Annotated in this window: 21 protein-coding genes; 5 read left to right on the forward strand and 16 right to left on the reverse strand. The window is 72.3% G+C overall.

Going from position 1 to position 22,615, the window contains the following annotated elements; all coding sequences use genetic code 11:
• Nucleotides 1–66 precede the first annotated feature (66 nt).
• Together BU197_RS20835 and BU197_RS20840 are read left to right on the forward strand one after the other, a co-directional pair.
• Nucleotides 67–501, forward strand: a complete 435-nt coding sequence (locus tag BU197_RS20835) for a YbaK/EbsC family protein (protein ID WP_223183971.1) — start codon at nucleotides 67–69, stop codon at nucleotides 499–501.
• The gene (locus tag BU197_RS20840) at nucleotides 498–1,349 is read left to right on the forward strand and encodes an EamA family transporter (protein WP_188269811.1); all 852 of its coding nucleotides are present in this window, start codon (nucleotides 498–500) and stop codon (nucleotides 1,347–1,349) included. Before BU197_RS20835 ends, BU197_RS20840 begins: the two co-directional genes overlap by 4 nt.
• Before the next feature lie 94 nt (nucleotides 1,350–1,443).
• On the opposite strand, the gene BU197_RS20845 is transcribed toward BU197_RS20840, so the two are convergent.
• The 7 genes from BU197_RS20845 to BU197_RS20875 form a co-directional block, all read right to left on the reverse strand.
• Nucleotides 1,444–2,499, reverse strand: coding sequence for a UDP-N-acetylmuramate dehydrogenase (locus tag BU197_RS20845; RefSeq protein ID WP_188269812.1), 1,056 nt, complete (start codon nucleotides 2,497–2,499; stop codon nucleotides 1,444–1,446).
• 11 nt (nucleotides 2,500–2,510) lie between these two features.
• Nucleotides 2,511–3,554, reverse strand: coding sequence for a serine hydrolase domain-containing protein (locus BU197_RS20850; RefSeq protein WP_317452333.1), 1,044 nt, complete (start codon nucleotides 3,552–3,554; stop codon nucleotides 2,511–2,513).
• A gap of 2 nt (nucleotides 3,555–3,556) precedes the next feature.
• Nucleotides 3,557–4,870 (reverse strand): UDP-N-acetylglucosamine 1-carboxyvinyltransferase, encoded by a 1,314-nt coding sequence (locus BU197_RS20855; RefSeq protein ID WP_188269813.1) that lies wholly within the window; start codon nucleotides 4,868–4,870, stop codon nucleotides 3,557–3,559.
• Between the two features lie 2 nt (nucleotides 4,871–4,872).
• Nucleotides 4,873–5,613 carry a hypothetical protein gene (locus BU197_RS20860; protein ID WP_188269814.1) on the reverse strand — a complete coding sequence of 247 codons (741 nt, stop codon included), beginning with the start codon at nucleotides 5,611–5,613 and terminating at the stop codon, nucleotides 4,873–4,875.
• Between the two features lie 233 nt (nucleotides 5,614–5,846).
• A complete protein-coding gene (locus tag BU197_RS20865; RefSeq protein WP_188269815.1) occupies nucleotides 5,847–6,863 on the reverse strand; it encodes an XRE family transcriptional regulator in 1,017 nt (338 codons plus the stop codon).
• Nucleotides 6,864–7,036: 173 nt separating this feature from the next.
• Nucleotides 7,037–7,441, reverse strand: a complete 405-nt coding sequence (locus BU197_RS20870) for an ATP-binding protein (protein WP_188269816.1) — start codon at nucleotides 7,439–7,441, stop codon at nucleotides 7,037–7,039.
• Entirely contained in the window at nucleotides 7,441–7,665 is a 225-nt protein-coding gene (locus BU197_RS20875) for a hypothetical protein (protein WP_188269817.1), read from the reverse strand. Before BU197_RS20875 ends, BU197_RS20870 begins: the two co-directional genes overlap by 1 nt.
• A gap of 261 nt (nucleotides 7,666–7,926) precedes the next feature.
• Between BU197_RS20875 and BU197_RS20880 the strand changes: the two genes are divergently transcribed.
• Nucleotides 7,927–8,799 (forward strand): helix-turn-helix domain-containing protein, encoded by an 873-nt coding sequence (locus BU197_RS20880; RefSeq protein WP_188269818.1) that lies wholly within the window; start codon nucleotides 7,927–7,929, stop codon nucleotides 8,797–8,799.
• A 106-nt stretch (nucleotides 8,800–8,905) separates the two neighbouring features.
• Here BU197_RS20880 and BU197_RS20885 read toward each other — a convergent pair whose 3' ends face one another.
• From BU197_RS20885 to BU197_RS20905, 5 genes are all read right to left on the reverse strand, one after another.
• Nucleotides 8,906–9,652, reverse strand: coding sequence for an SDR family NAD(P)-dependent oxidoreductase (locus BU197_RS20885; RefSeq protein WP_188269857.1), 747 nt, complete (start codon nucleotides 9,650–9,652; stop codon nucleotides 8,906–8,908).
• A 240-nt stretch (nucleotides 9,653–9,892) separates the two neighbouring features.
• Nucleotides 9,893–11,242, reverse strand: coding sequence for a serine hydrolase domain-containing protein (locus tag BU197_RS20890; protein ID WP_317452334.1), 1,350 nt, complete (start codon nucleotides 11,240–11,242; stop codon nucleotides 9,893–9,895).
• Between the two features lie 85 nt (nucleotides 11,243–11,327).
• Nucleotides 11,328–12,080 carry an energy-coupling factor ABC transporter ATP-binding protein gene (locus tag BU197_RS20895; protein WP_188269819.1) on the reverse strand — a complete coding sequence of 251 codons (753 nt, stop codon included), beginning with the start codon at nucleotides 12,078–12,080 and terminating at the stop codon, nucleotides 11,328–11,330.
• Nucleotides 12,077–12,838 (reverse strand): cobalt ECF transporter T component CbiQ, encoded by a 762-nt coding sequence (cbiQ, locus tag BU197_RS20900; protein WP_188269820.1) that lies wholly within the window; start codon nucleotides 12,836–12,838, stop codon nucleotides 12,077–12,079. Before cbiQ ends, BU197_RS20895 begins: the two co-directional genes overlap by 4 nt.
• A gap of 1 nt (nucleotide 12,839) precedes the next feature.
• Nucleotides 12,840–14,075, reverse strand: a complete 1,236-nt coding sequence (locus BU197_RS20905; RefSeq protein ID WP_188269821.1) for an energy-coupling factor ABC transporter permease — start codon at nucleotides 14,073–14,075, stop codon at nucleotides 12,840–12,842.
• Between the two features lie 163 nt (nucleotides 14,076–14,238).
• Between BU197_RS20905 and BU197_RS20910 the strand changes: the two genes are divergently transcribed.
• Nucleotides 14,239–14,607 (forward strand): SsgA family sporulation/cell division regulator, encoded by a 369-nt coding sequence (locus BU197_RS20910; RefSeq protein WP_188269822.1) that lies wholly within the window; start codon nucleotides 14,239–14,241, stop codon nucleotides 14,605–14,607.
• A 129-nt stretch (nucleotides 14,608–14,736) separates the two neighbouring features.
• On the opposite strand, the gene BU197_RS20915 is transcribed toward BU197_RS20910, so the two are convergent.
• Entirely contained in the window at nucleotides 14,737–16,932 is a 2,196-nt protein-coding gene (locus BU197_RS20915; protein WP_188269823.1) for an MMPL family transporter, read from the reverse strand.
• Between the two features lie 106 nt (nucleotides 16,933–17,038).
• Nucleotides 17,039–17,611: a TetR/AcrR family transcriptional regulator gene (locus BU197_RS20920; protein ID WP_188269824.1), complete on the reverse strand. Its 573-nt coding sequence runs from the start codon at nucleotides 17,609–17,611 to the stop codon at nucleotides 17,039–17,041.
• A 363-nt stretch (nucleotides 17,612–17,974) separates the two neighbouring features.
• Between BU197_RS20920 and BU197_RS20925 the strand changes: the two genes are divergently transcribed.
• The gene (locus BU197_RS20925) at nucleotides 17,975–21,637 is read left to right on the forward strand and encodes a S41 family peptidase (RefSeq protein ID WP_188269825.1); all 3,663 of its coding nucleotides are present in this window, start codon (nucleotides 17,975–17,977) and stop codon (nucleotides 21,635–21,637) included.
• Between the two features lie 100 nt (nucleotides 21,638–21,737).
• Here the strand turns inward: BU197_RS20925 and BU197_RS20930 are convergent, their stop codons facing one another.
• Nucleotides 21,738–22,253, reverse strand: coding sequence for a GNAT family N-acetyltransferase (locus tag BU197_RS20930; RefSeq protein ID WP_188269826.1), 516 nt, complete (start codon nucleotides 22,251–22,253; stop codon nucleotides 21,738–21,740).
• A 155-nt stretch (nucleotides 22,254–22,408) separates the two neighbouring features.
• The gene (locus BU197_RS20935) at nucleotides 22,409–22,588 is read right to left on the reverse strand and encodes a hypothetical protein (RefSeq protein ID WP_411158509.1); all 180 of its coding nucleotides are present in this window, start codon (nucleotides 22,586–22,588) and stop codon (nucleotides 22,409–22,411) included.
• Nucleotides 22,589–22,615 lie beyond the last annotated feature (27 nt).

The raw sequence follows: 22,615 nt of genomic DNA on the forward strand, positions 1-22,615 counted from the left end.
TCCCCCGGATCCCCCGACTCCCCCGGATCCGCCGCGCACCCGCAGTTCGCCGCCGCGCTCCGGGAACTGGGCCTGGACGTCGAGGTCCGGCGCTTCCCGGACGAGACCCGGACCGCGGCGCAGGCGGCCGAGGCGATCGGCTGCGAGGTCTCCGAGATCGTGAAGTCGCTGATCTTCGCGGCGGACGGGGTGCCCGTCCTGGTCCTGATGGACGGGGCGTCGCGGGTGGACGTGGAGCGGGTCCGGCGGGAGCTGGGCGCGGAGAAGGTGACCCGGGCGGACGCGAAGGTGGTCCGGGAGACGACGGGGTACGCGATCGGGGGCGTACCGCCGTTCGGGCACCGTACCCGGACGCGGGTCCTGGCGGACCGGGGGCTGCTCGACCACGAGTTGGTGTGGGCGGCGGCGGGCACGCCGCACACGGTGTTCGCGCTCGACCCGAAGTCGCTGATCGCCCACGCGGGCGCCGCCCTGGTGGATGTGCGCGAGCAGTCGGCATGACACCGCTCGTCACGCTCGCGGTCCTGGCGGCGGCCATCACGCACGCGGGCTGGAACGCGATCGCGCACCACATCAAGGACCAACTGCTCTCGTTCACCCTGATATCCGGTGGCGGCGCGCTGATCGGCCTGGCGCTCGCGCTGTTCGCGCCGCTGCCCGCGGCGGGGGCGTGGCCGTATCTGGTGGTGTCGGCGGGGCTGCACGTCGGTTACATGGTGCTGCTGATGCGTTCGTTCACGCTGGGCGACTTCGGGCAGATGTACCCGATCGCGCGGGGGACGGCGCCGCTGGTGGTGACGGTCCTGGCGGCGCTGTTCCTGGACGAGGTGCCGGGCGGCTGGCAGTTGCTCGGCGTCGCGGTGGCCTGCGCGGGCCTGACGGGGATGGCGCTGTGGGGCATCCGGGGCAAGGGCGGCGCCCCGCAGTGGCCGGCGCTGCTCGCGGCGATGGGCACGGGCCTGGCGATCGCCGGGTACACGGTCGTGGACGGCGTGGGCGTCCGCGCCTCGGGAACCCCGATCGGCTACATCGCGTGGCTGATGGTCCTGGAGGGCGTGTCGATCCCGGCGTACGCCCTGTGGACCCGCCGAGGCGCCCTGCTCCCCCAACTCCGCCCGTACGCGGCCCGGGGCTTCCTCGGCGCGGCCCTCTCGGTCGGCGCCTACGGCCTGGTCCTGTGGGCCCAGACGAAGGCCCCTCTGGCCCCCATCGCGGCCCTCCGCGAATCGTCGATCATCGTCGGCGCGGCCATCGGCGCCTTCTTCTTCAAGGAACGCTTCGGCGCCCCGCGCATCGCGGCGGCGGCCCTGATGGCGGTGGGGATCGGGTTGATGCTGCGGGCGGGGTGAGGGGAGCGGTTCAGCGGACGGTGTCGTGCCGCTCCGATGCCGAAGCCTGCGAGACCACCAGCACCGTTTCGGCCTTTGCGGGCGGCCTTCGCCGTCACACCGATTCACGGTGCGGTGGCGCCCACGTGCCCACCTTCACCGGCTCAGGGCGAAGAGAAATGCCGGTGGCCCGCTCGACCTGGGAGGCAAGGGCGGACAAGGTGTCGACGAAACCGGTCGCGGTGGCGCCCTCGTGGGCGGTCAGTGTGAGGGTGCGGGCCGACGAACACCGAGTTCCTTGGGCGATCTTCCGGCCGGGTCGACATCCGACGAGTTCGAGGAGCCAGCCCGCACTGGCCCGCAGTTCTCCGTCACTGTCGGTGTGGATTGGGCAGCCCGTCGCCGACCAACGGTCGGCTTGGGCCGAGGTAATGGGCGGGTTGAGAAAGACGGAGCCCACCTGACGGGCATCGGAGCCGTGCGGGTCGAGCAGGAGCCCACGGCGGTGGCGGTTTGCGAGGACAGCGGCGGCGACCTCGGCGACAGGCGGTCTGGCTCCGGGCTGAACGCCGAGTTCTTCGGCCAGCGGGCGGTAGGTGATCGGGGCAGCCGGGGCCGAAGTGAGGCGAAGAGTGACAGTGAGGACGGTCCAGCGGTCGGGTTCGTTCTTGAACCGGCTGCCTCGGTGCCGCAGACGGCACGCCTGGGAAGGCAGGGTCCGCAGGCCGCCCAGGTCCCAGTCCCAGGCAGTGACGTGGTCGAGGACGTCGCCGATCTGCTGCCCATACGCTCCGGTGTTCTGGACCGGAGCGGCGCCGGTGGTGCCAGGTATACCGGCCAGGCACTCGACCCCGGCAAGGGACTCGCCAGCGGCCCAAGCGACGAGATCGGTGAGCGGATGACCGGCCTGCACCGTTGCCAGCACCGTGCCGTCGCCTTGCTTCTCCGCGAAGATGCCGCAGGTGTTCACCACGGTGACGGAGCCTGGATATCCAGTGTCGGAAGCAATGACATTACTGCCGTGGCCAAGCGTCAAAGGGCTGCCTTCCCGACGCCGGCCGATGATGTGGACCAGTTCCTGCCAGTCGTCGGGGTCGTAGAGCCACAGCGGTTCCGCGATCGGGCCGCCGAAGCGCAAGGTGGTCAGGGACGCGAGGCTGGTCGGGGGCACGGACTCCCCTCCTAGGGTTCGTGAGAGATCGCCTTGAGCGCAAGGGCCCGCAGCGGGGCCAGCCGGGCCCGGTGGTCCTGATGGTGGTAGACCGCGTTGGTGCAGATGGCCAGGTAGCGGCCGGTCTCGGGGGCGAGATAAAGACTGGTGCCGGTGAAACCGTGGTGGTAGGCCACCCGGCCGCTGTCGGCAAGAATCCAGGCCAGTCCCCGGTCGAGGCCGGGTTCGATCTCGGCCACCGGTCGCATGCTGTCGGAGAGCCAACTTCCCAGGCGCCCGCCGGTCTTGTGTGAAGCCAGCAGTGCGGTGGCGAAGACGGCAAGGTCGGCCGGTGTGGTGAACACTCCGGCATGACCGGCGACACCCCCGAGGAGAGCGGCGTTGTCGTCATGCGGAATTCCCCACAGCCTGGGACCGCCGGGCAGTCGCTGTTCCGTTGGCGCGACCCGGGGGGAGCGGGTCATGGGCCCGTAGACAGTGGCGTGCATGGAGAGGGCCTGCCAGAGTTCGGTGGCCAGGTCGTCCAAGCGCCGCCCGTTGGTGTGGGCGAGGGCGAGACCGAGCAGGATGAATCCACGGTTGATGTAGCGGTGCCCTGCGCCGGGCTCTGCGATCAGGTCTTCGTCGCAGATCAGCTGGGCCAGCGATTCGCCCCGGTTCCGGTACCGATCGAGCCGGGTATCCGCCCGCAGACCGGAGGTGTGGCTCAGGATGTGGCGGGCGGTGACCCTCCCACCAGGGGCGTCGGGGCCCATCATGGGCAGCAGTTCCCACATGGGGGTGTCCAGTGTGAAGCCGCCGTCGAGTGCCATGCCGACCAGCGGCCAGGTGGCCAGCACCTTGGTCAGCGACGCGACGTCGTACACGGTCTCCGGGCCCGGCCGGGCGTCACCACACTCGGGTGCGACGACACCGGAGGCCATGTAGCAGGGGACTGCCTCGACGGTGCCGTGGGCAATGACTCCGCCAGGCACGATGCCGTCGGCGGTCATCAACTCCAGGCATTCTCGCAGTTCGGTGATCATGTTCGGGTTCAGCGGTGCGGTGGCAGCCACGGCTACTCCTGACGGATCGTCACTCTTGCTCCGAGGGCGGCGAGCTTGGGCAGGAGACTGCCGTATCCGCGCCGCAGGTGGTACATCCCCCGGATCGTAGAGGTGCCCTCGGCCGCCAGGGCGGCAAGCACGAGCGCGGTCGCGGCCCGAATGTCCTTCCCGACCACATCGGCGGCCCTGAGCACGGACCGGCCCTGGACGGTGATCAGCGAGCCTGTCGTGTTGACACTCGCGCCGAAAGCGGCGAGGGCCGGTAGATGAGTATCGCGTCGGATGTAGACACGTTCCCGGATCCGGGATGTTCCTTCAGCCTGAGTAAGGAGGGCTGTCAGTTGGGGCTGTACGCCGGTCGGGAAACCCGGGTGCGGTCCCGTGGCCATCTGTACCGCATGCAGCCCGCCCGGGGCACTGACGACGGTGCCACTGCCCAGCGGGGCGAGCTGGAGACCGGCGTCGGCGAACACCGACAACAGCCCGTCAGGGAAGGCTGCCAAGGGAAACCCTTCAAGCTGCACAGACCCGCCCGTGATGGCTGCGGCCAGCGCGAGGGTGGCGGCCTCCAGCCGGTCCGGCGGCACGGAAAACACGCCGCCCCTGACGTGGCCGACGCCGGTGACGTGCAGAGCCGCCCTGCCCTGCCATTCGATGCCGACACCGGCTTGAGACAGCAGGGCGGCGGTGTGGGCGACTTCGGGCTCCAGGCTCGGATTCAGAATCACGGAAGTCCCCGTGGTACGGACGGCCAGCAGCATCGCTGTAACCGTCGCCCCCAGGCTCGGCCCCCACGAACTGGTCTCGGCATCTGTGGTGAAGGGCACCCGCTTGCCGGTGAAGCGGGCACGTACTCGGCCTTCGCCGACCTCGACCTCTGCCCCGGCAGCCTTCATCGCAGCCAGGTGCCGGTCGATGCGGCGTGCACAGAAGGCGTCTCCGCCGGGCAGCGGAAAAGTGACTTTCCCCGAGCGGGCGAGAAGGGCGCCTCCTATCACCGCAGTGGTGCGGATGCGCCGCCCGAGTTCGTCCGGGACTACGGCAAGGCACGAATCGGCCGGACTGGTGGCAAACTCATCACCTGCCACCGTGACAACGGTGCCGGTGCGGTGAAGGATGTCGGCGACCACGCGGGTGTCCAGAATCTCGGGCGCGCCACGAAGGGTCACCGGTTCATCGGCAAGGATCGCGGCGGCGTACAGGTGCAACGCGATGTTCTTGCTGCCCTGGACAGCGGTGGTGCCGGTCAGACGGTGGCCGCCGATGATGTGCACGGCACGGGCGTCGCTCACCGGTGCGTCGGTTCCGATCCCGGCGATGGGCATGGTCACCTTCCCTGGCTTCCGGCCGGATAGAAGCCACCGACCTGGGACTTGGGGTAGAGCAGGGTGTGTGAGCCAATGAGAGTGGCGGGCTGGAGGATGGTCCCGGCTGGGATGATCACACCATCGCCGACCACCGCACCGAACTTCGTTTGGCCTGTGGGCACCCGGTGGCCGTCGAGGTAGGCGCACACCTCGACGGTGGCCGGCTCGGCGACCGGCCCGGAAGTGACACGCAGGCCGGTGGTGGAGGCGAACGCGCCGATGTTGACGCCGAGGCCGAGCACGGAGTCACCGACGAAGCTGGTGTGTTTCATGAAGACCCCGCCGGCGAGCAGGGAGCGGGTGACCTCGGCTCCGAAGCCGATCCGGCAATCGGGGCCGATGACGGTGTTGTCACGTACTCGGGCACCGGCCTCGATCACCGCGCCGGAGCAGACCAACACCGGGCCGGTGACATGGGCACCTTCCGCGATGACGGCTCCGGCCGCCACGATCACATGACCCCGGACGGTCGCGCCCGGCTCGATGATCCCGGCAGTCTCGGGCAACTTGGTGCCCCGACGCCCTGCCAGCAGTTCAGCGACGGCTTTCTTGATGCCGAAGACAGTCGGGCAGGAGTTCAGCAGGTCGAGCACGGTCGGATCTTTGATGGCCGTGGTGTCTATGTAGTACGCGGGAGCAGTCCGACGGTCGAAGCGCTCCAGCTCGGCGTAGGTCGTGGCCGGGTCGGTCATTCGGGGCATGCGTGGATCTCCTCTCGGACGGGCGAGCGGAAGACGGCGTAATGCTTGACGGCCCCGGCGAACCTGGGCGGTGACGTGTCAGGCACGACCACCCCTGCATTCGGGCAAGCCTCAACCTGCCCGTGGACCATGGCGCCGCGCCGTTCCACAGCAGAAGTGGAACGTTCTCCAGTGAACTCCCTTTTCGGAAACCGGATTCGTAGCCGGGCTACGGGCCGTACTCCGACTACGGGTCAGACGACTGGTACGCCCGCGCGCTCGGCGAAGGCGCGGATGCCGGGCAGGGTGCGGTCGTGGCGCAGCAGGCCGGTGGCGAGGTCGCGTACCGCGCCACGGCGGATCTCCTGTGGGGCGACCTCCTCGGCGGCGAGCAGGGCCCGGTAGCAGTGCGCCGGTTTGCCCCACTGGTCGAACGCGCGGGCCACGTCGGTGAAGAACCGGGCCTGCCGTTCGGTGGTCGGCAGAGCGGCCGGGTCGATCGTGGCGGCCAGTTCGATCGCCTTTCCCGAGTCGCCCAGCTCGTAGTGCACGGACAGCTGGTGCAGGGCGACCCCGGGGAGTCCGTCGACCTGTCCCGAAGCCCTGCCGGCCGCCGCCGAACTGTCGGCGGCCTCCTTGATCAGGGCGTGCGCGGCGGAACGGTCGCCGGACTTCGCGGCGGTGTACGCGGCGGTGGCGTACAGGTCGGCGCGGACGGCGAGCCGGGCTGCCTCGGGGGCGGTGGTGTCGGCGAGCAGTTCCTCGGCTGCGTCCACCACGATGCCCGTCGCGCGCGCCAGGCTCCCCTGGCGGCGCCACGCGCTGGAGACCATCCGTTGGGCCTCCGCCGTGATCAGGGGATCGCCGCCCTGCCTGGCGGCGGTCAGGGCACGGTCGGCGGTCACGGACACCAGGTGGTCGGTGCCGATCTTGATGCAGAGCCGTACCGCGACGCTGTAGAGCCGGGCGACGTTACGGGCCTGTTCCTCCGGGGCGCCGACCCTTCCGGCTGCGGCGATCCGGCCGGGCAGGGCGCGGGCCAGAGCGTCGTAGCGAGCCGCCTTGAACTCCTCGCGGGAGGCGACGAGTGACGCGGCGACGGTCTGCCGGGTCGGCTCGCGGCGGGGGGCCTGGATCCGGTCCTGCCCGTACAACAGGAGGTCTTCCAGGTCTCCCGGCAGCTCCTTCTCCTGTGCGTGCGCGGCCTGTTGACCGATGGACGGGGCGAAGAGGGCGGCGGCTGCCAGGGTCAGGAACGGGCGGCGACGCACATCGTCCTCCTCGGGGTCCTTTTCCGTGCTCTTCCCGGTCCCCTGGCCGGTGTTCCGTCCGGCGTTCCTCCCGGCGGCGGGCGCACTCGCCAGCGTAGTGCGGGACTCGGGCGGTGGAAGGGGGCCCAGCCGCCGAACATCCCTTCGAGACGCGTCCGAGGGGCGCGCGTCTCTCAGAACTCCCTCTCCTCCACCGCCAGTTCCGCCCACACCAGCTTCCCCGGCCCCCGGCGGCTCTCCACGCCCCACTTCGTCGCCAGGGTGTCGACCAGGGGAAGGCCCCAGCCGCCCTCGGTCGCTCCTTCCTCCGGGAGGGCCATCAAGGGGCGGTGTTCCGAGGCGTCGTGGACTTCGATACGCAGGGTGTCACCCGTGCGGGCGAAGTGGGTTTCGATCTCTCGGCCGGGTACGTGGCCGTGACGTACGGCGTTGGTGAGGAGTTCCGAGAGGACCAGGGAGGCGGCGTCCTCGACGGTGGTCCACGACCAGCGGGTCAGCGTGCGGCGCAGTTCCCTGCGGGCCGCCGGGACGCTGCCCGGCGACTGGGTCCAGCGCAGGACGATCACATCGGGTTCCATCAGGCCGCCCCTCGGACGAGGCGGGCGCCCTCGGCCCGGAGGCAGAGGACCCGGGCGTGGCAGTGGCCCGCCGGGGCGAGGCCTCCGCAGCCGCGCACGGGCGGGACCGGCGGGGTCGGCGGTACGGGAGGGGGCGGCGGCGTGCCGTTCGAGCGGCGGCGGCCCGTCGGGGGCAGGAGCCGACGCAGAACCAACTCCACGACACGGACGATAGGGTTACGCACGTTGGCGCTCCTTGAAGGCGTTGACCACGCCCCCGGACCGGTCGCTCGGTCGCGGGGGTCCGCCTGTTTCGCGCACAGGCAGGCACGATCACCCCAACGTCACGGAGCCGTGACAGTCGGCGATCACGGGCACAGCCTGCCCACGCCCGACCGGCGAACGCAAGGCAGGCGAAAGATCTCTAGGCGTTCGAGTGATTTGAGAGTCGGCATGCTGACGGCGCACACTCGCGGAAACCGTCCCGGCAGAGAGGGAACCGGCACATGGCCGACAAGAGACCGCGTCCACCGACCGTCCGACTCCGGCGTCTGGCCGCCGAGTTGAGAAAGCTGCGCGCCGAAGCGGGACTCACGCGCGAGGACGTGTCCGAGCGGACCGGGATCAACGAGGCGACGCTCTACCGGATCGAGCGCTCACGGGCCCGGCCCCAGAAGCGCACCCTCGTCGGCCTGTTGGACGTCTACCGGGCCAGCGAGACCCAGCGCGCCGATCTCCTCGCGCTCCAGAGCGGCTCGAACGACCAGGAACGGGTCCGGACTTACCACTCGGAGCTGTCCGAGAAGTTCGCCTCTTACCTCGGCTTCGAGAGCGAGGCGCGGACTGTCCGCACCTACGAGTCCCTGTTCGTCCCCGGGCTCGCCCAGACGGAGCCGTACACCCTGGCCGTCGTCCGGGGCACCCTCCCCGCCGTCGGCCGGAAGGAGACCGAGCAGCGTCTCCAGGTGCGCCGCGAACGGCAGACCGCCCTCGCCGGGGCGCAGCCGCCGCGTTTCCGGGCCGTCGTGGACGAGGCGGCCCTGCGCCGCGAGGTCGGCGGGCCCGAGGTCATGCGGGACCAGCTGTGGCACCTGCTCGACCTGATGGCCGAGCCCCACATCACCCTCCAGGTCCTCCCGTTCACGTGTGGCGCGCACGTCGGCATGACCGGCGGCTTCACCCACATGGACTTCCCGGACGCGGACGACCCCGAACTCGTCTACGTGGAAACCCCTGCGGGCGACGCCTTCCTGGAGGCCGAGGAGGAGATCCGCCACTTCAAATCCATGTTCGAGAACCTTCAGGCGGTGGCACTCGGGCCCGACGACAGCGCCGAGCTGTTGCGTCTGCTGGCCAAGGAGTTGGAGGGGAAGGTGTGAGCCGGGGGTCGGGAGGCCCCGGGCCCGGGTCGAGAGGGTGCGGGCCCGGGGCCGGGAACGTGCGGGACCGGGGCCGGGGCCGGGAGCGTGCGGCCTGGGGGCGGGGCTACTCCTCCCCCAGTACCTCCGCGAAGTGACGGTTCACCGCCAGCAGTCCGCCGTCCACCCGCAGGACCGTACCCGTGATCCAGGACGCGTCCTTCGACGCCAGGAAGGCCACCGCCGCCGCGATGTCCTCCGGGGTGCCGACCCGGCCCAGCGGGTAGACCCGGTCCCCGAGCGCCGCCAGGTCCTTCTCCCGGCCCGCCCACGCCCTCGTCGCGATCGTGCCCGGGTTGACCTGGTTGACCCGGACCCCGCGCCGCGCCGCGTCCCCCGCGAGCGTGCGGGTCAGCGACGCCAGGCCCGCCTTCGCCGCGCTGTACGCGTGATTGCCGAAGTCCGCCTCCGCGTTGACGGAGCCGATCGTCACGATCGCGCCCCGCCCGCCGGCCGCCAGATGCGGCAGCGCCGCCCGCGCGCACCGGACCGCGCCCAGGAACGTCACGTCCTGCTGCACGGTCCACACCTCCTCCGGCTCGTCCTCGAAGAGGGCCTCGTCCGGGGTCACCGGGCCCAGCGCGTTGTTGACGAGGACGTCGAGCCGCCCGAAGACGCGGACCGCGTGCGCCACCGCCGCGTCCACCGACGCCTGGTCCGACACATCGCAGCGCACCGCCTCCGCGCCCTCGATGCCCGCCGCCGTCTCCCGCGCCGCCGCCTCGTCGACGTCCGTGACGAGGACCCGCGCGCCCTCCGCCGCGAGCCTCCGCGCCGTGGCCGCGCCGATGCCCCTGGCCGCACCCGTGACCATGGCCGCGCAGCCGCCGAACCGTTCCCGCAGATCCGTCACACCCGCACTGTCCGCACCGTCTGCCACACCCGTACCGTCCGCACCGTTCGCCACGCCCGTACCGTCCGTCCCACCCGTACCGCCCGTGTCATCCATGCGGTCGATCACAGCAGCCGGTACGGCTCCGCGCCAGACCCCGGCGGTCGGAAAAGCGCCCGGCGGACGCGGGGAAGGGCCTGCGGGAGGGGTGCGCGGGCGGTCTCAGGCCCTTCCGTCCAGCGCCGTCCGCACCGCCCTGACCAGGGACTGGGCGCGCGGGTCCGCCGTGACCGTCTTTCGCATGCCGTTGGTGACGTAGCCGAAGGCCACCCCCGTCTCCGGGTCCGCGAAGCCGAGCGAGCCGCCCCGGCCCGGGTGTCCGAAGGAGGAGGGGCCGAGCAGCGGGGACGCCGGTCCGTGCAGCATGTGGCCGAGGCCGAAGCGGGTGCCGACGAGCAGCACCCGGTCCTGGCCCGCCGACTGCTCGGTGCCCGCGAGCGCCAGGCTCTCGGGGGTGAGGAGCCGGGCGGCGCCGTCCACGGGGCCGAGGAGCGCCGCGTAGAAGCGGGAGAGCGCGCGGGCCGTCGCCACTCCGGCCGAGGCGGGGAGTTCGGCGGCGAGATAGGCCGGGTCGTTCTCGTCGGGGCGCGGGTCGATGACGGCGAAGGCGCGCCGGGTGAGGGAGTCCGGGTCCTGGTACGCCTCCGTGACCGCGCGCTTGGGGCGGAGCCTGAGCCCGCCGCCGCCGGGCGGTTCGGTCTCCTCCACGGGGCCGATCCGGCCGACCCGGTGGGCCTCCTCGTCCGGCAGTCCGATCCACAGGTCCAGGCCGAGGGGACCGGTGATCTCCTCGGCGGCCCACCGGCCGATGGTCCGGCCGGTGACCCGGTGCACGAGGCCCGAGAGCAGCCAGCTGAAGGTGTGGGCGTGGTAGCCGTGGGCGGTGCCGGGCTCCCAGACGGGGGCCTGGGCGGCGATCGCGGCGGCCGCCGTCGGCAGGTCGACGGCCTCGGCGAGGGTGAGCGGCCGGTCCAGGACGGGCACGCCCGCCCGGTGCGCGAGCAGCTCCCGTACGGTGACGCGCTCCTTGCCCGCCGCCTTGAACTCCGGCCAGTACGCGGCCACCGGGGCGTCCAGGTCGAGCAGCCCGCGCTGGTGCAGGAGCAGCGGGACGACGGCGGCGACGCCCTTGGTGGCCGAGCGGACGACCTGGGCGGTATCGGCGGTCCAGGGGGTGGGGGCGGAGGTGGGGGCGCCCGCCTCCTCGGGGTTTCCCGTAGGGGTCGCTCCCGGGCCGGACAGGGCCTCGGGGTCTCCCGTAAGGGCCGCTCCCGCGTCGGACAGGGCCTCGGGGTCTCCCGTACGGGTCCTTCCCGCGCCGCTCGTCCCTTCAGGGGTGCCGGGGGCGCCCGGACCGTCCGCGTCCTTCCTGCCCGCCCACAGGTCCACGACCGTCTTCCCGTCGTGGTGGACGGCGACCGCCGCGCCGCGCTCGCCGCGCTGTTCGAAGTTACGCAGGAACGCGTCCCTGACGGGCTCCCAGCCCGCCGCCACCGTGCCCTGGACGTCCACGTCCCCACTCCTCGCTCGTCGCACATGTCCGGTTCTCGACCGTCCATGGTGCAACGCGGCGGGCCCGGGGCGGATTCCGGGGGCGTCAGGCGACCGACTGCGGCACGAAGCCGAACGGCAGTTCCAGGCGGTGGCGGGCCATGAGTTCCTCGTCGGCGAGGATCACGCCGGTCGGGCCGTCGGCGGCGATGACGCCCTCGCTGAGGATCACCGCGCGCGGGCAGAGTTCCAGGGCGTACGGCAGGTCGTGGGTGACCATCAGGACGGTGACGTCCAGATCGCGCAGGATGTCGGCGAGTTCGCGGCGTGAGGCCGGGTCCAGGTTGGAGGAGGGCTCGTCGAGGACGAGTATCTCCGGTTCCATCGCGAGGACGGTGGCGACGGCGACCCGGCGCCGCTGCCCGAAGGAGAGGTGGTGCGGGGGCCGGTCGGCGAAGTCCGCCATGCCCACCCGGTCGAGGGCCCGGCGGACCACCGTGTCGAGCGCGTCGCCCCGCAGCCCTGCGGCGGCCGGACCGAAGGCCACGTCCTCCCGGACGGTCGGCATGAACAGCTGGTCGTCCGGGTCCTGGAAGACGATGCCGACCTTGCGCCGGATCTCCGCCATGTGCCGGCGGCCCACGGGCAGCCCGGCGACGGTGACCGTTCCCGCGCCGGGCGTCAGGATGCCGTTGAGGTGCAGGACGAGGGTGGTCTTGCCCGCGCCGTTGGGCCCGAGGAGGGCGACCCGTTCGCCGCGCGCCACGGTCAGGTCGACGCCGTAGAGGGCCTGATGCCCGTCGGGGTACGCGTACGCCAGACCGGATACGACGAGGGAGGGGTGGGCGGGAGCGGTCATGGGGTCCATCCCGGGAGGCGGATCAGGAGGGCGGCGAGCGGGAGCACGGCGGCGCGGGCCCACTGGGCGCGGGTCGCGGCCGTCTCGTCGAGGACGGGCAGGGTGCCGGTGTAGCCCCGGCTGACCATGGCGAGGTGGACCCGTTCGCCGCGCTCGTACGAGCGGATGAAGAGCGCGCCCGCCGTCTTGGCGAGGACGCCCCAGTGGCGTACGCCCCTGGCCTCGAAGCCCCGGGAGCGGCGGGCCACGGACATCCGGCGCAGCTCGTCGGTGACGACGTCGCCGTAGCGGATCATGAACGAGGCGATCTGGACGAGCAACGGGGGAAGCCGCAGCCGCTGGAGGCCGAGGAGCAGGGCGCGCAGTTCGGTGGTGGCGGCGAGGAGGACGGAGGCGGCGACGCCGAGGGTGCCCTTGGCGAGGACGTTCCAGGCGCCCCAGAGGCCGGGGACGCTCAGCGTGACCCCGAGGACGCGGGTCTCCTCGCCGGGCACGACGAACGGCATGAGCAGCGCGAACGCGACGAACGGAAGCTCGATGAGCAGCCTGCGCAGCAGGAGTCCTGCCGGGACCCGGGCCGTGGCCGCGACGCCCGCGAGGAGCAGCGCGTAGAGGGCGAAGGCCCAGACGGCCTCGCGGGGGGTGGAGACGACGACCACGACGAAGCCGAGGACGGCGACGAGCTTGGTCTGCGGGGGCAGCTCGTGGACCGGCGAGCGGGCGTGCCGGTAGAGCTGGTGCGCGTGCCCCGCGCCCATGTCAGCGGGCGTCCGGGGGCGAGTCGGGCGAGTGGGGTGAGCTGGGCGAGCTGGGCGATTCGGTGACCGTCGGCGCCGGGGCCGATGCCGGGGCCGCCGATGCCGGGATCGATGCCGGGGCCGATACCGAAGCCGTCTCGGCCGCCGCCCCCGACGTCTGGGCGGCCCGGCGGCGGGTGGCCCAGAAGACGCCGCTGCCGACGGCGAGCGTGGCGCCGACGCCGATCGCCCCGGCGAGACCGCCGGAGAGCCGGGGTGCCTGAACGCCCTTGACGCCGTAGTCGGCGAGCGGGGAACCGGCCGCCGCGTGGTCCTCGGCCTTGGCGTCGATGCCCTGGTCGGCGGCGACCTTCTCCAGACCGTCGGGGCTGGCGGAGGCGTAGAAGGAGACGAATCCGGCCAGGAGGAGGGCGGTGACGACACCACCGGCCCAGAGGGCGCGCGGGGAACGGGCCGGGGCCGAAGCCCTGATCGGGGTCGGGGCCGAGGTCAGGGTCGGAGTCGGGGCCGGGGTCGCGGTCGGGGTCGCGGTCGGGGTCGCGGTCGGGGCGTCGACCAGCACCCCGCCGACGCGGAGTTTGAGCGGGGCGGTCAGGCCCCGGGCGCCGTACACCAGGTCGGGGCGGACGGCGATGACGGCGCCGACGGTCAGACAGGTGATGACGGCCTCGCCGATGCCGATGAGGACGTGCACGCCGACCATGGCGGTGAGGACCTTGGGGACGGGGACGTCGGTGGTGCCGCCGATCGCGTAGATGCCGGTGAAGGCGGTCGCCGCGGCCGGTACGGAGACCAGGGCGGCGAGGAAGGAGGCCGCCGTCACGGAGGCGCGGGTGCGGGGCAGCAGGAGGACGAGGCCCCGGAAGAGGGCGTAGGCGACGACGACGGTGACGACGCCCATGACGGTGATGTTCACGCCGAGGGCGGTGAGTCCGCCGTCGGCGAAGAGGACGCCCTGCATGAGCAGGACGACGGCGATGCACAGGACGCCGGTCCAGGGGCCGACGAGGATCGCGGCGAGCGCGCCGCCGAGCAGATGTCCGCTGGTCCCGGCGGCGACCGGGAAGTTCAGCATCTGTACGGCGAAGACGAAGGCGGCGACGAGTCCGGCGAGCGGGGCGGTCCGCTGGTCCAGCTCGCGGCGCGCGCCGCGCAGGCTCACGGCGACGGCCCCGGCGGCGAGGACTCCGGCGGCGGCCGAGACGGGCGCGTTGATGAAACCGTCAGGTACATGCACAGTCTGAATGATGAGCGCTGTTGCGAAGGGCTTGCAAGAGCGCATGGGTCACGGAAACGGCGGAGCACGGGCCCCGGGGCTCGGAACGACGGAGCATAGTCGCGCGCATCCGGGGAAGAAGTGGGACATTAGTCGACAAGAGGACAATCCTGAGGAGCCTTCGATGGCCGCCGCAGCCGATCGACCCGTCGAGGACCGGGCCAAGGGCCGCATCATCAGTGACGCGCCGCTCTCCCGCCCCGTACCCGTGTCCCTCCGCTACGACCCCGGCTCCGCCCCCGCCACCGTGCGCTTCGGCTTCCCCGACGCGGTCGAGTGGTCCTTCCCGCGCTCCCTCCTGGAGAAGGGGCTGCGCGCCCCGACCCGGCGCGGTGACATCGAGGTGTGGCCCTGCGGCCGGGTGCAGACGGTGGTGGAGCTGCACACGGCGGACGGGGTCACGGTCGTCCAGTTCGACAGCCAGACCCTGCGGCGCTTCCTGCGGCACACGTACGCCGCCGTCGACACACGGACGCCGCCGGCACGTCGATGACGACGTACCGGCGGCGCGGGTCCCGGCGGACCGGGTGGATCAGGCCTTACGAAGGGCCTTACGAGGTGCCTTGCGAGCAGCTACGCGAGATGCCTGGCGAGGTGCCTCGTGAGGCCGGGGGCCGTGCGGTCAGACCTTCACCAGGTCCGGGTGCGCGGTCTCGTCGGTCGCGGACGTCTTGCTGAGCGCCTCGCCCTCCACGTCGACGTTGGGCAGGGCGCGGTCCAGCCACTTCGGCAGCCACCAGGCCTTGTGGCCCAGGAGCGCGAGGACGGCGGGGACGATCGCCATACGGACCACGAAGGCGTCGAAGAGGACGGCGACGGCCAGGCCGAAGCCGATCATCTTGACCATCTGGTCGCTCATGGTGATGAAGCCCGCGAAGACCGCCATCATGATCACCGCGGCGGCGGTGACCACCCGGGCGCTGTGCCGGAAGCCGGTCACGATCGCCTCGGCGGGCCGCTCCCCGTGGACGTACGCCTCCCGCATGCGGGTGACGAGGAAGACCTCGTAGTCCATCGCGAGGCCGAAGACCACGCCCACCATGAAGATCGGCATCATCGACATGATCGGGCCGGTCTGCTCGACCCCGAAGAGGCTGCCGAGCCAGCCCCACTGGAAGACCGCGACGACCGCGCCGAGGGCCGCGACCACCGAGAGCAGGAAGCCGAGGGCCGCCTTCAGGGGGACGAGGACCGAGCGGAAGACCAGGATCAGCAGGACGAAGGCGAGACCGACGACGAGTGCCAGGTACGGCATCAGGGCGTCGTTCATCTTCTGCGAGAAGTCGATGTTCATCGCGGGGGCGCCGCTGACCATGACCTCGTCGCCGGTGGCGGCGCGGATGTCGTGGACCAGCTGCTCGGTGGCGGCCGAGGACGGGCGGTCCTTCGGGATCACGGTGATCATGGCGGCGTCGCCGGCCTCGTTGGGCGCCGGCGGGGTGACGGCGGCCCAGCCCTTGAGGGACTTGATCGCGGTGACGGCCTTGTCGGCGGTCGCCTTGTCGCCGTCGACGACGACGAGCAGCGGGCCGTTGAAGCCGGGGCCGAAGCCGTCGGACAGGGCGTCGTAGGCGCGGCGCTCGGTGGCCGAGGTCGGCTTGACGCTGTCGTCGGGGAGGCCCATCTTCAGCGAGGTGGCGGGCAGCGCGATCGCGCCGAGGCCGAGGACGCCGACGAGCAGCACCAGGATGGGACGGCGCAGGACGAAGCGGGCCCAGCGGGTGCCGCCGTTGTCCCGGACGGCGGGCGCGTCGGCGGTCCGGGCGCCCTTGGCACCCTCGGTGCCCTTGGCGCCCTTGCGCTGCTTGCGGCCGAGGACCTTGTCACCGGCGAAGCCGAGCAGGGCGGGGACCAGGGTCAGCGCGATCAGTACGGCGATCACGACGGTGCCCGCGGCGGCGAAGCCCATCTTCGTCAGCATCGGGATGTTGACGACGGCCAGGCCGACCAGGGCGATGACGACGGTGAGTCCGGCGAAGACGACGGCGGAACCGGCGGTGCCGGTCGCGCGGGCCGCGGCTTCTTCCTTCTCGCGGCCCTCGGCCAGCTCCGCGCGGTAGCGGGAGACGATGAAGAGGGCGTAGTCGATGCCGACGGCGAGGCCGATCATCATCGCGAGGGTGGAGGTGGTGTTGCCGAGGTCGAGGACCTTGGCGAGCGCGCCGATCGTGGAGACGCCGATGCCGACGCCGATGATCGCGGTGAGCAGCGGCAGACCGGCGGCGACGAGGGAGCCGAAGGTGATGACGAGGACGATGCCGGCGATGACGACGCCGATGGCCTCGCCCGCGCCTCCCTCGGGCATGCTCATGAGGGCGTCGCCGCCGAGTTCGACGGTCAGGCCCTGGCCCCGGGCGTCCTCGCCCGCCTCGGTGAGCGCCTCGCGCGTCGCGTCGGTCAGCTCCATCGCGTTGACCTTGTAGGCGACGGAGATGTAGGCGGTGGAGCCGTTCTGCGAGACGGCGTGCGCGGTGTACGGGTCGGTGACCGAGGCGATCTGGTCCGAGCCGGACTTCAGCGAGGCCACGGTCTGCTCGACGAGGGCCTTGTGCGCCGGGTCGGTGACCTTCCGGCCCTCGGGGGCCTGGAAGACGATCCGGGCGGTGGCGCCGTCGGCGGCACCGCCGGGGAAGCGCTCTTCGAGCAGGTCGAAGGCGCGTTGGGCCTCGGTGCCGGGCATCGAGAAGGAACTGGTGGGCGCTGCGGGGGCGGTGGCGGCGCCGATCCCGGCGACCGCCAGGAGGGCCACCCAGAGGAGGGCGACGAGCCGTCGGCGCCGGAAGGCGAGACGGCCCAGCTTGTAGAGGAACGTGGCCACGGGGGCGTACTCCCGGTGTGGGGTGGGACAGGGCATGGGGAGCCGGCCCGACGTCGTGAGCGGTACGAGTCAGGTGGTGCGGGTGAAACGGGTGGTGCTGTGTGGATCAGACGCCGAGTGAGGGGAGCACGACGGCGTCGACATAGGCTCTGAGGAAAGCGACGTCCAGGGACTTTCCGTCGATCAACGGGCGGGCGACGAACGCGCCGATCAGCAGATGGGGGAAGAAGTCGAGCGCCGGGTTGTCGGCGTCGATCTCACCTCTGCGGACCGCTCGGTCGAGGACCACGCGAAGCTTGGTCAACTCGGGTTCGACGAGCACGTCGCGCAGGGCTTCGAGCAGGTCGGGGTGGGTGTGGACGGCATGGGCGAGGCCCCGCATCAGCGCGGTGTCCCGCTCCATCTCGCAGTCGTCCATCCGGTCCAGCATGGCGGCGAAGTCGCCGCGCAGGCTTCCCGTGTCGATCTCGTCGATCGACACCGGCTTGTCCTGGCGCAGGGCTCCGGCCACGAGCTGCGGCTTGCTCCCCCACTGGCGGTAGAGGGTGGCCTTGCTGGCGTGGGTGCGGGCGGCGACGGCGTCCATGGTGAGAGCGTCGTAGCCGACCTCGCACAGCAGGTCGATCACGGCCCCGTACAGCTCGTTCTCCCGCTCGGGAGTGAGTCTGCTGCGGGCCACGCGAACCTCCGGCGCGAACGAAACGGTTTCGTACACCAGGACTCTACCCGCGGCCAAGAGCGAAACGAAACCGTTTCGTACGTGTCCTGCGCCACAGCGGACGGGGCGCACGGGACCGGAGTCGTACGGAGGGGGTACGGGGGTCCAACGGAGGTCGTACGAGGGCCGTACGGGGGTCGCACGGGGGTCGTACGGGGCGCGGCCGGAGGTTCTACGGGGCGGGGCCGGGTGTCGCCCGGGGCCGGAGCCGGGCGTCGTACCGGACGCGGAGGCCCTCTCGCGGGCGGCCCGTCACCCGTGCCCCGTACGGGGAAAACACACGTACGAGTTGCCCCGCCTCCTCCCCCCGGAAAGCATGAGGAGGTGAGTGACGACGCCGCGTATCTCCGCTTCCCGCATCTCCACGAGGATCTGCTGTGCTTCGCCGCCGAGGACGATCTGTGGATCGCCCCGCTCGTCCCCGAGGGCCACCGCCCGGGACGTGCCTGGCGGCTCACCGTCGACCGGACCCGGGTCGGGCACCCGCGCTTCTCGCCGGACGGACGCCACATCGCGTACACGAGCTGGCACAGCCTCGATCCGGAGATCCATCTCGTCCCCATCGACGGCGGGCCCGCCCGGCGGCTCAGCTACTGGGGCTCCACCGACACCCGGGTCTGCGGCTGGACCCCGCCCGGCGAGGACGGGCACTCCGACATCCTCGCCGTCTCCTCGCACAGTCAGCCCTTCTCGTACTACTCCTGGGCCTACACCGTCCCCACCGACGGCTCCCCCGGCGGCCGCATGCCCTGGGGCCCGGTCTCCGACATCGCCGTCACCGAGCACGGCGGAGAGCGCCGCACCCTGCTGCTCACCGGGAAGCCGCCGCACGAACCGGCCGCCTGGAAGCGCTACCGGGGCGGCGCCACCGGCCGCCTCTGGCTGCACGGCGAGCGGCTGCTGCCCGGCCTCGGCGGCCACATCGACAGTCCCATGGCCGTCGGCGGGCGGGTCGCCTTCCTCTCCGACCACGAGGGCGTCGGCAACCTCTACTCCTGTCTGCCCGACGGCTCCGACCTGCGCCGCCACACCGACCACGACGCCTTCTACGCCCGGCACGCGTCGAGCGACGGGCGCCGGGTCGTCTACCAGTGCGCGGGCGAGCTGTGGATCGTCGACGCGCTGACCCCCGACTCCCGCCCCCGCAGGCTGGAGGTCCGGCTCGGCGGGCAGCGCGTCGGCCGCCGGACCTACCAGGTGCCCACCGCCCACCACGTCGACGCGGTCTCCGTCGACGAGACCGGCCGGGCCAGCGCCGTCTCCGTACGCGGCAGCCTCTACTGGCTCACCCACCGCGACGGCCCCGCCCGCACCATCGTCGACACCCCGGGCGTCCGGGTCAGGCTCCCCGAGATGCTCGGCAGCGGCGGACAGGTCGCGTACGTCACCGACGCGGGCGGCGAGGACGCCGTGGAGGTCGCCTATCTGCCGCGCGCCAGCGGCGACCGCCCCCCGCGCCTCCTGGCCTCCGGCGACCTCGGACGCGTCGAGGAGATGGTCTCCGACCCCTCGGGCGAACGCCTCGCCCTCGCCTCCCACGACGGCCGCCTGCTGCTTGTCGACGCGACGGGGGAGACGGGGGAAACAGGGGAGACGGGGGGTGCGCCGGAGACCCCGGCCGGGGACGGGGCCGGGAGCCCCGCGCCAGGAAGCCCCTCGGCCGGGAGCGACGGAAGCGACGCCGGCCCCGCCACACGGGAACACGCCGGGGCGCCGGGGGCACCGGGAACGCCAGGGACACCGGGAGCAGCAGGAGTGCCAGGAGTCCCGGGAGCACCGGGAGCACCGGGAGCACCAGCCACACCGGACGCACAGGCCGCACTTGCCACATCAGTCACACCAGCCATGCCAACCACGTCAGCCGCATCAGCCACGTCGGCCACACCCACCACACCCGCCACACCCGCCACACCCGCCACACCCGCCACACCAACCGAACCGGACACCCCAGACGCACCGGCGACACCAGGCGTCACCGAGCTGATCCGTTCCCTCAACGGTCCCGTCCGTGACCTCGCCTTCTCTCCCGACGGGGCCTGGCTCACCTGGTCGCACCCCGGGATCGGGCGCTCCCTGCGGTCCATCAAGATGGCGCGGATCTCCGGTCCCGGGCCCCGGACCGTCGTCGACGTCACCAACGGGCGCTTCGAGGACGAGAACCCGGTCTTCACCCGGGACGGGCGCTATCTCGCCTTCCTCTCCTGGCGGGGCTTCGATCCGGTGTACGACGTGCACACCGGGGACCTGTCGTTCCCGCTGGGCTGCCGCCCCTATCTCGTACCGCTCTCCTCCGCGACCCCGTCCCCCTTCGCGCTGCTCCCGGACGGGCGTCCGGCGGCCGGTGGGCTCGATCCGGCGGACGACGACACGGAGGCGGCGGACGGCACGGTGACCGTGGAGATCGAGGGGCTCGCCGAGCGGGTCACGCCCTTCCCGGTCGCCGCCTCCAAGTACTCCGCCCTGCACCCGGTCAGCGGCGGCGGCCTGGTCTGGCTGCGCTGGCCCATCTCGGGCGCGCTCGGCGAGACCTTCGCCAACCCTGCGGACACCTCGGGCCGCCCCACCCTGGAGCACTTCTCCATCACCAAGGCCCGCAAGAGCGAACTGGCCTCCGATCTCGACTGGTTCGCGGTCAGCGGCGACGGCACCCGGCTCGTCGTCGCGGACGAGGGCGAGCTGCGGGCGGTGCCCGCGACCGAGGCGGGGGACGGCGACTCCACCGTCTATCTGGACCTGCGGCGCATCCTCCACGACATCGATCCGGGCGCCGAGTGGCGGCAGGCCTTCGACGAGGCGGGCCGGATCGTCCGGGCCTACTTCTGGGAGCCCGGCATGGGCGGGGTGGACTGGCCGGGCGTCCTCGACCAGTACCGGCCGCTGGTCGAACGGGTCGCCTCCCCCGACGAGTTCGCCGATCTGCTCCGCGAGGTCCTCGGTGAACTCGGCACCTCCCACGCGTACGTCACGCCCGCCCGCCGCAACGAGGGCCCCCCGCACTACCAGCGGCCCATGGGGCTGCTCGGCGCCAATCTGGTGCCGCGCGAGACCGGCTGGACGGTGAAGCGGATCCTGCCGGGCGAGTCGTCCGACTCCAAGGCCCGCTCCCCGCTCGCGGGCACCGGCATCCGGCCGGGCGCCGTCCTCACCCATGTCGACGGGCGGCCGGTGGACCCGGTGGCGGGACCGTATCCGCTGCTCTCCGGGACCGGCGGCACCACCGTCGAGCTGACCTTCACCCCCGCCGAGGGCGAGGGGCGGGCCCGCCGGGTCGCGGTGGTCCCGCTCGTCGACGAGCGTCCGCTGCGCTACCAGGACTGGGTGGCCAAACGGCGTGCGGTGGTACGGGAGCTGAGCGGCGGGCGCTGCGGCTATCTGCACATCCCCGACATGGGCGGCTCGGGCTGGGCGCAGTTCAACCGCGATCTGCGGATGGAGGTCTCCCGGCCCGCGCTCATCGTCGACGTACGGGGCAACGCGGGCGGCAACATCAGCGAGCTGGTCATCGAGAAGCTGACCCGCAAGATTCTGGGCTGGGACCTCACCCGTCACGCGCAGCCCGTCAGTTACGCCTCGAACGCCCCGCGCGGCCCCGTCGTCGCCCTGGCCGACGAGGCCACCTCCTCGGACGGCGACATGATCACCGCCGCGTTCCGGCTGCTGGGGCTCGGCCCGGTGGTCGGCCAGCGGACCTGGGGCGGGGTGGTGGGGATGACCGGCCGCCACCGGCTCGGCGACGGCACGCAGATCACCGTGCCGATGAACGCCGCCTGGTTCCCCGAGTACGGCTGGTCCCTGGAGAACCACGGCGTGGAACCGGACCTGGCGGCCCTGCGGACCCCGCTCGACTGGGCCGAGGGCCGGCACGCGCAGCTCGACGACGCGGTCCACGTGGCCCTCTCGCTCCTCGCGAAGACCCCGGCGGCCCGGCCCCCGGGATACGAGGACCTGCCGGACCGCTCCCGCCCGGAACTGCCGCCGAGACCCTGAGCCCGCCCCTCAAGGGCCCCCGCGCTCCGGGGGCCCCAGGGGGATCCCGTACCGCTCGTCCCCTACGGGATCCCCGTACGGCCCCGCCCTTACGGGATCCTCAGGAGGCCATCCCGTAGGCCACCCCGTACGCCACCCCGAGGTCCAGTTCGTAGGAGGTGCCCGCGCGGCCGTCCAGGGTCACGCTGCCGACCGCGCCGAAACCGGCGCGGCCGAGGACCGCCCTGGAGCCGCCGTTGTCGAGGGTCGTGACGGCGGTCAGCCTGCTCAGTCCGTACGTCTCCCGGGCCAGCAGGCAGACCTGCCGCACCCCGGCGGTCGCCAGGCCCCGCCCCGCGGCCCGCTCGGCCACCCGGTAGCCCAGCTCGGCGCCGCCGTCGGCGACGTCGGCGAGGTTGAACCGTCCCAGGACCTCCCCGTCCTCCCCCAGCAGGACGTGGAAGTGGATCGTGCCGGTCTCCTGCTCGTCGAGCAGCGCCCGGAGCCGCTCCTCGAAGTCGGTGAAGTACGCGTCGCCCCGGTCGGGAACGGACGCGGCGAAGTACGCCCTGTTCTCGCGTTCGAAGGCGAGCAGGGCGGGGGCGTGGTCGGATCGCAGTCGCTCAAGTACGGCCATGGGCGCCACCGTACGAAGATCCGCGCCCGGCTGCGTACCACTTTTCGGCCCGTCACGCGTTCGGCCGGGTGTGGTGACCGGCGCGCCGACACACACGGGGGGCGCACCCGGTGTCCGCACCGGGTGCGCCCTCGGGTCCGGCGCGGGGGCCGGGGTCAGGCGTCGTAGTCCTGGTCGAAGCGGTCCTGGGCCTCCTGCTGGGCCCTCTGGGTCTCGTCCTGGGAGCGGTCGCGGCCCTGGGCGGCGCGCTCGGACGCCTCGTTCTTCGCCTTGCCCTTGGCCTGCCGGGCCTGCTCCTTGAGCTGCTCGGCCTTGTCCTTGAACTGGTCTGCCATGCCCATGAACGTTCCCTCCTGGGAAGG

It is taken from the genome of Streptomyces sp. CBMA291, assembly GCF_014596525.1.
Lineage (GTDB): Bacteria > Actinomycetota > Actinomycetes > Streptomycetales > Streptomycetaceae > Streptomyces.

What these genes read in the sequence shown, in the direction of transcription:
- BU197_RS20840 (WP_188269811.1), top strand. Translation starts at nt 498, where the DNA reads ATGACACCGCTCGTCACGCTCGCGGTCCTGGCGGCGGCCATCACGCAC.
- BU197_RS20855 (WP_188269813.1), bottom strand. Translation starts at nt 4,870, where the DNA reads ATGCCCATCGCCGGGATCGGAACCGACGCACCGGTGAGCGACGCCCGT.
- BU197_RS20860 (WP_188269814.1), bottom strand. Translation starts at nt 5,613, where the DNA reads ATGCCCCGAATGACCGACCCGGCCACGACCTACGCCGAGCTGGAGCGC.
- BU197_RS20870 (WP_188269816.1), bottom strand. Translation starts at nt 7,441, where the DNA reads ATGGAACCCGATGTGATCGTCCTGCGCTGGACCCAGTCGCCGGGCAGC.
- BU197_RS20880 (WP_188269818.1), top strand. Translation starts at nt 7,927, where the DNA reads ATGGCCGACAAGAGACCGCGTCCACCGACCGTCCGACTCCGGCGTCTG.
- BU197_RS20885 (WP_188269857.1), bottom strand. Translation starts at nt 9,652, where the DNA reads ATGGTCACGGGTGCGGCCAGGGGCATCGGCGCGGCCACGGCGCGGAGG.
- BU197_RS20895 (WP_188269819.1), bottom strand. Translation starts at nt 12,080, where the DNA reads ATGACCGCTCCCGCCCACCCCTCCCTCGTCGTATCCGGTCTGGCGTAC.
- cbiQ (WP_188269820.1), bottom strand. Translation starts at nt 12,838, where the DNA reads ATGGGCGCGGGGCACGCGCACCAGCTCTACCGGCACGCCCGCTCGCCG.
- BU197_RS20910 (WP_188269822.1), top strand. Translation starts at nt 14,239, where the DNA reads ATGGCCGCCGCAGCCGATCGACCCGTCGAGGACCGGGCCAAGGGCCGC.
- BU197_RS20930 (WP_188269826.1), bottom strand. Translation starts at nt 22,253, where the DNA reads ATGGCCGTACTTGAGCGACTGCGATCCGACCACGCCCCCGCCCTGCTC.
- BU197_RS20935 (WP_411158509.1), bottom strand. Translation starts at nt 22,588, where the DNA reads ATGGCAGACCAGTTCAAGGACAAGGCCGAGCAGCTCAAGGAGCAGGCC.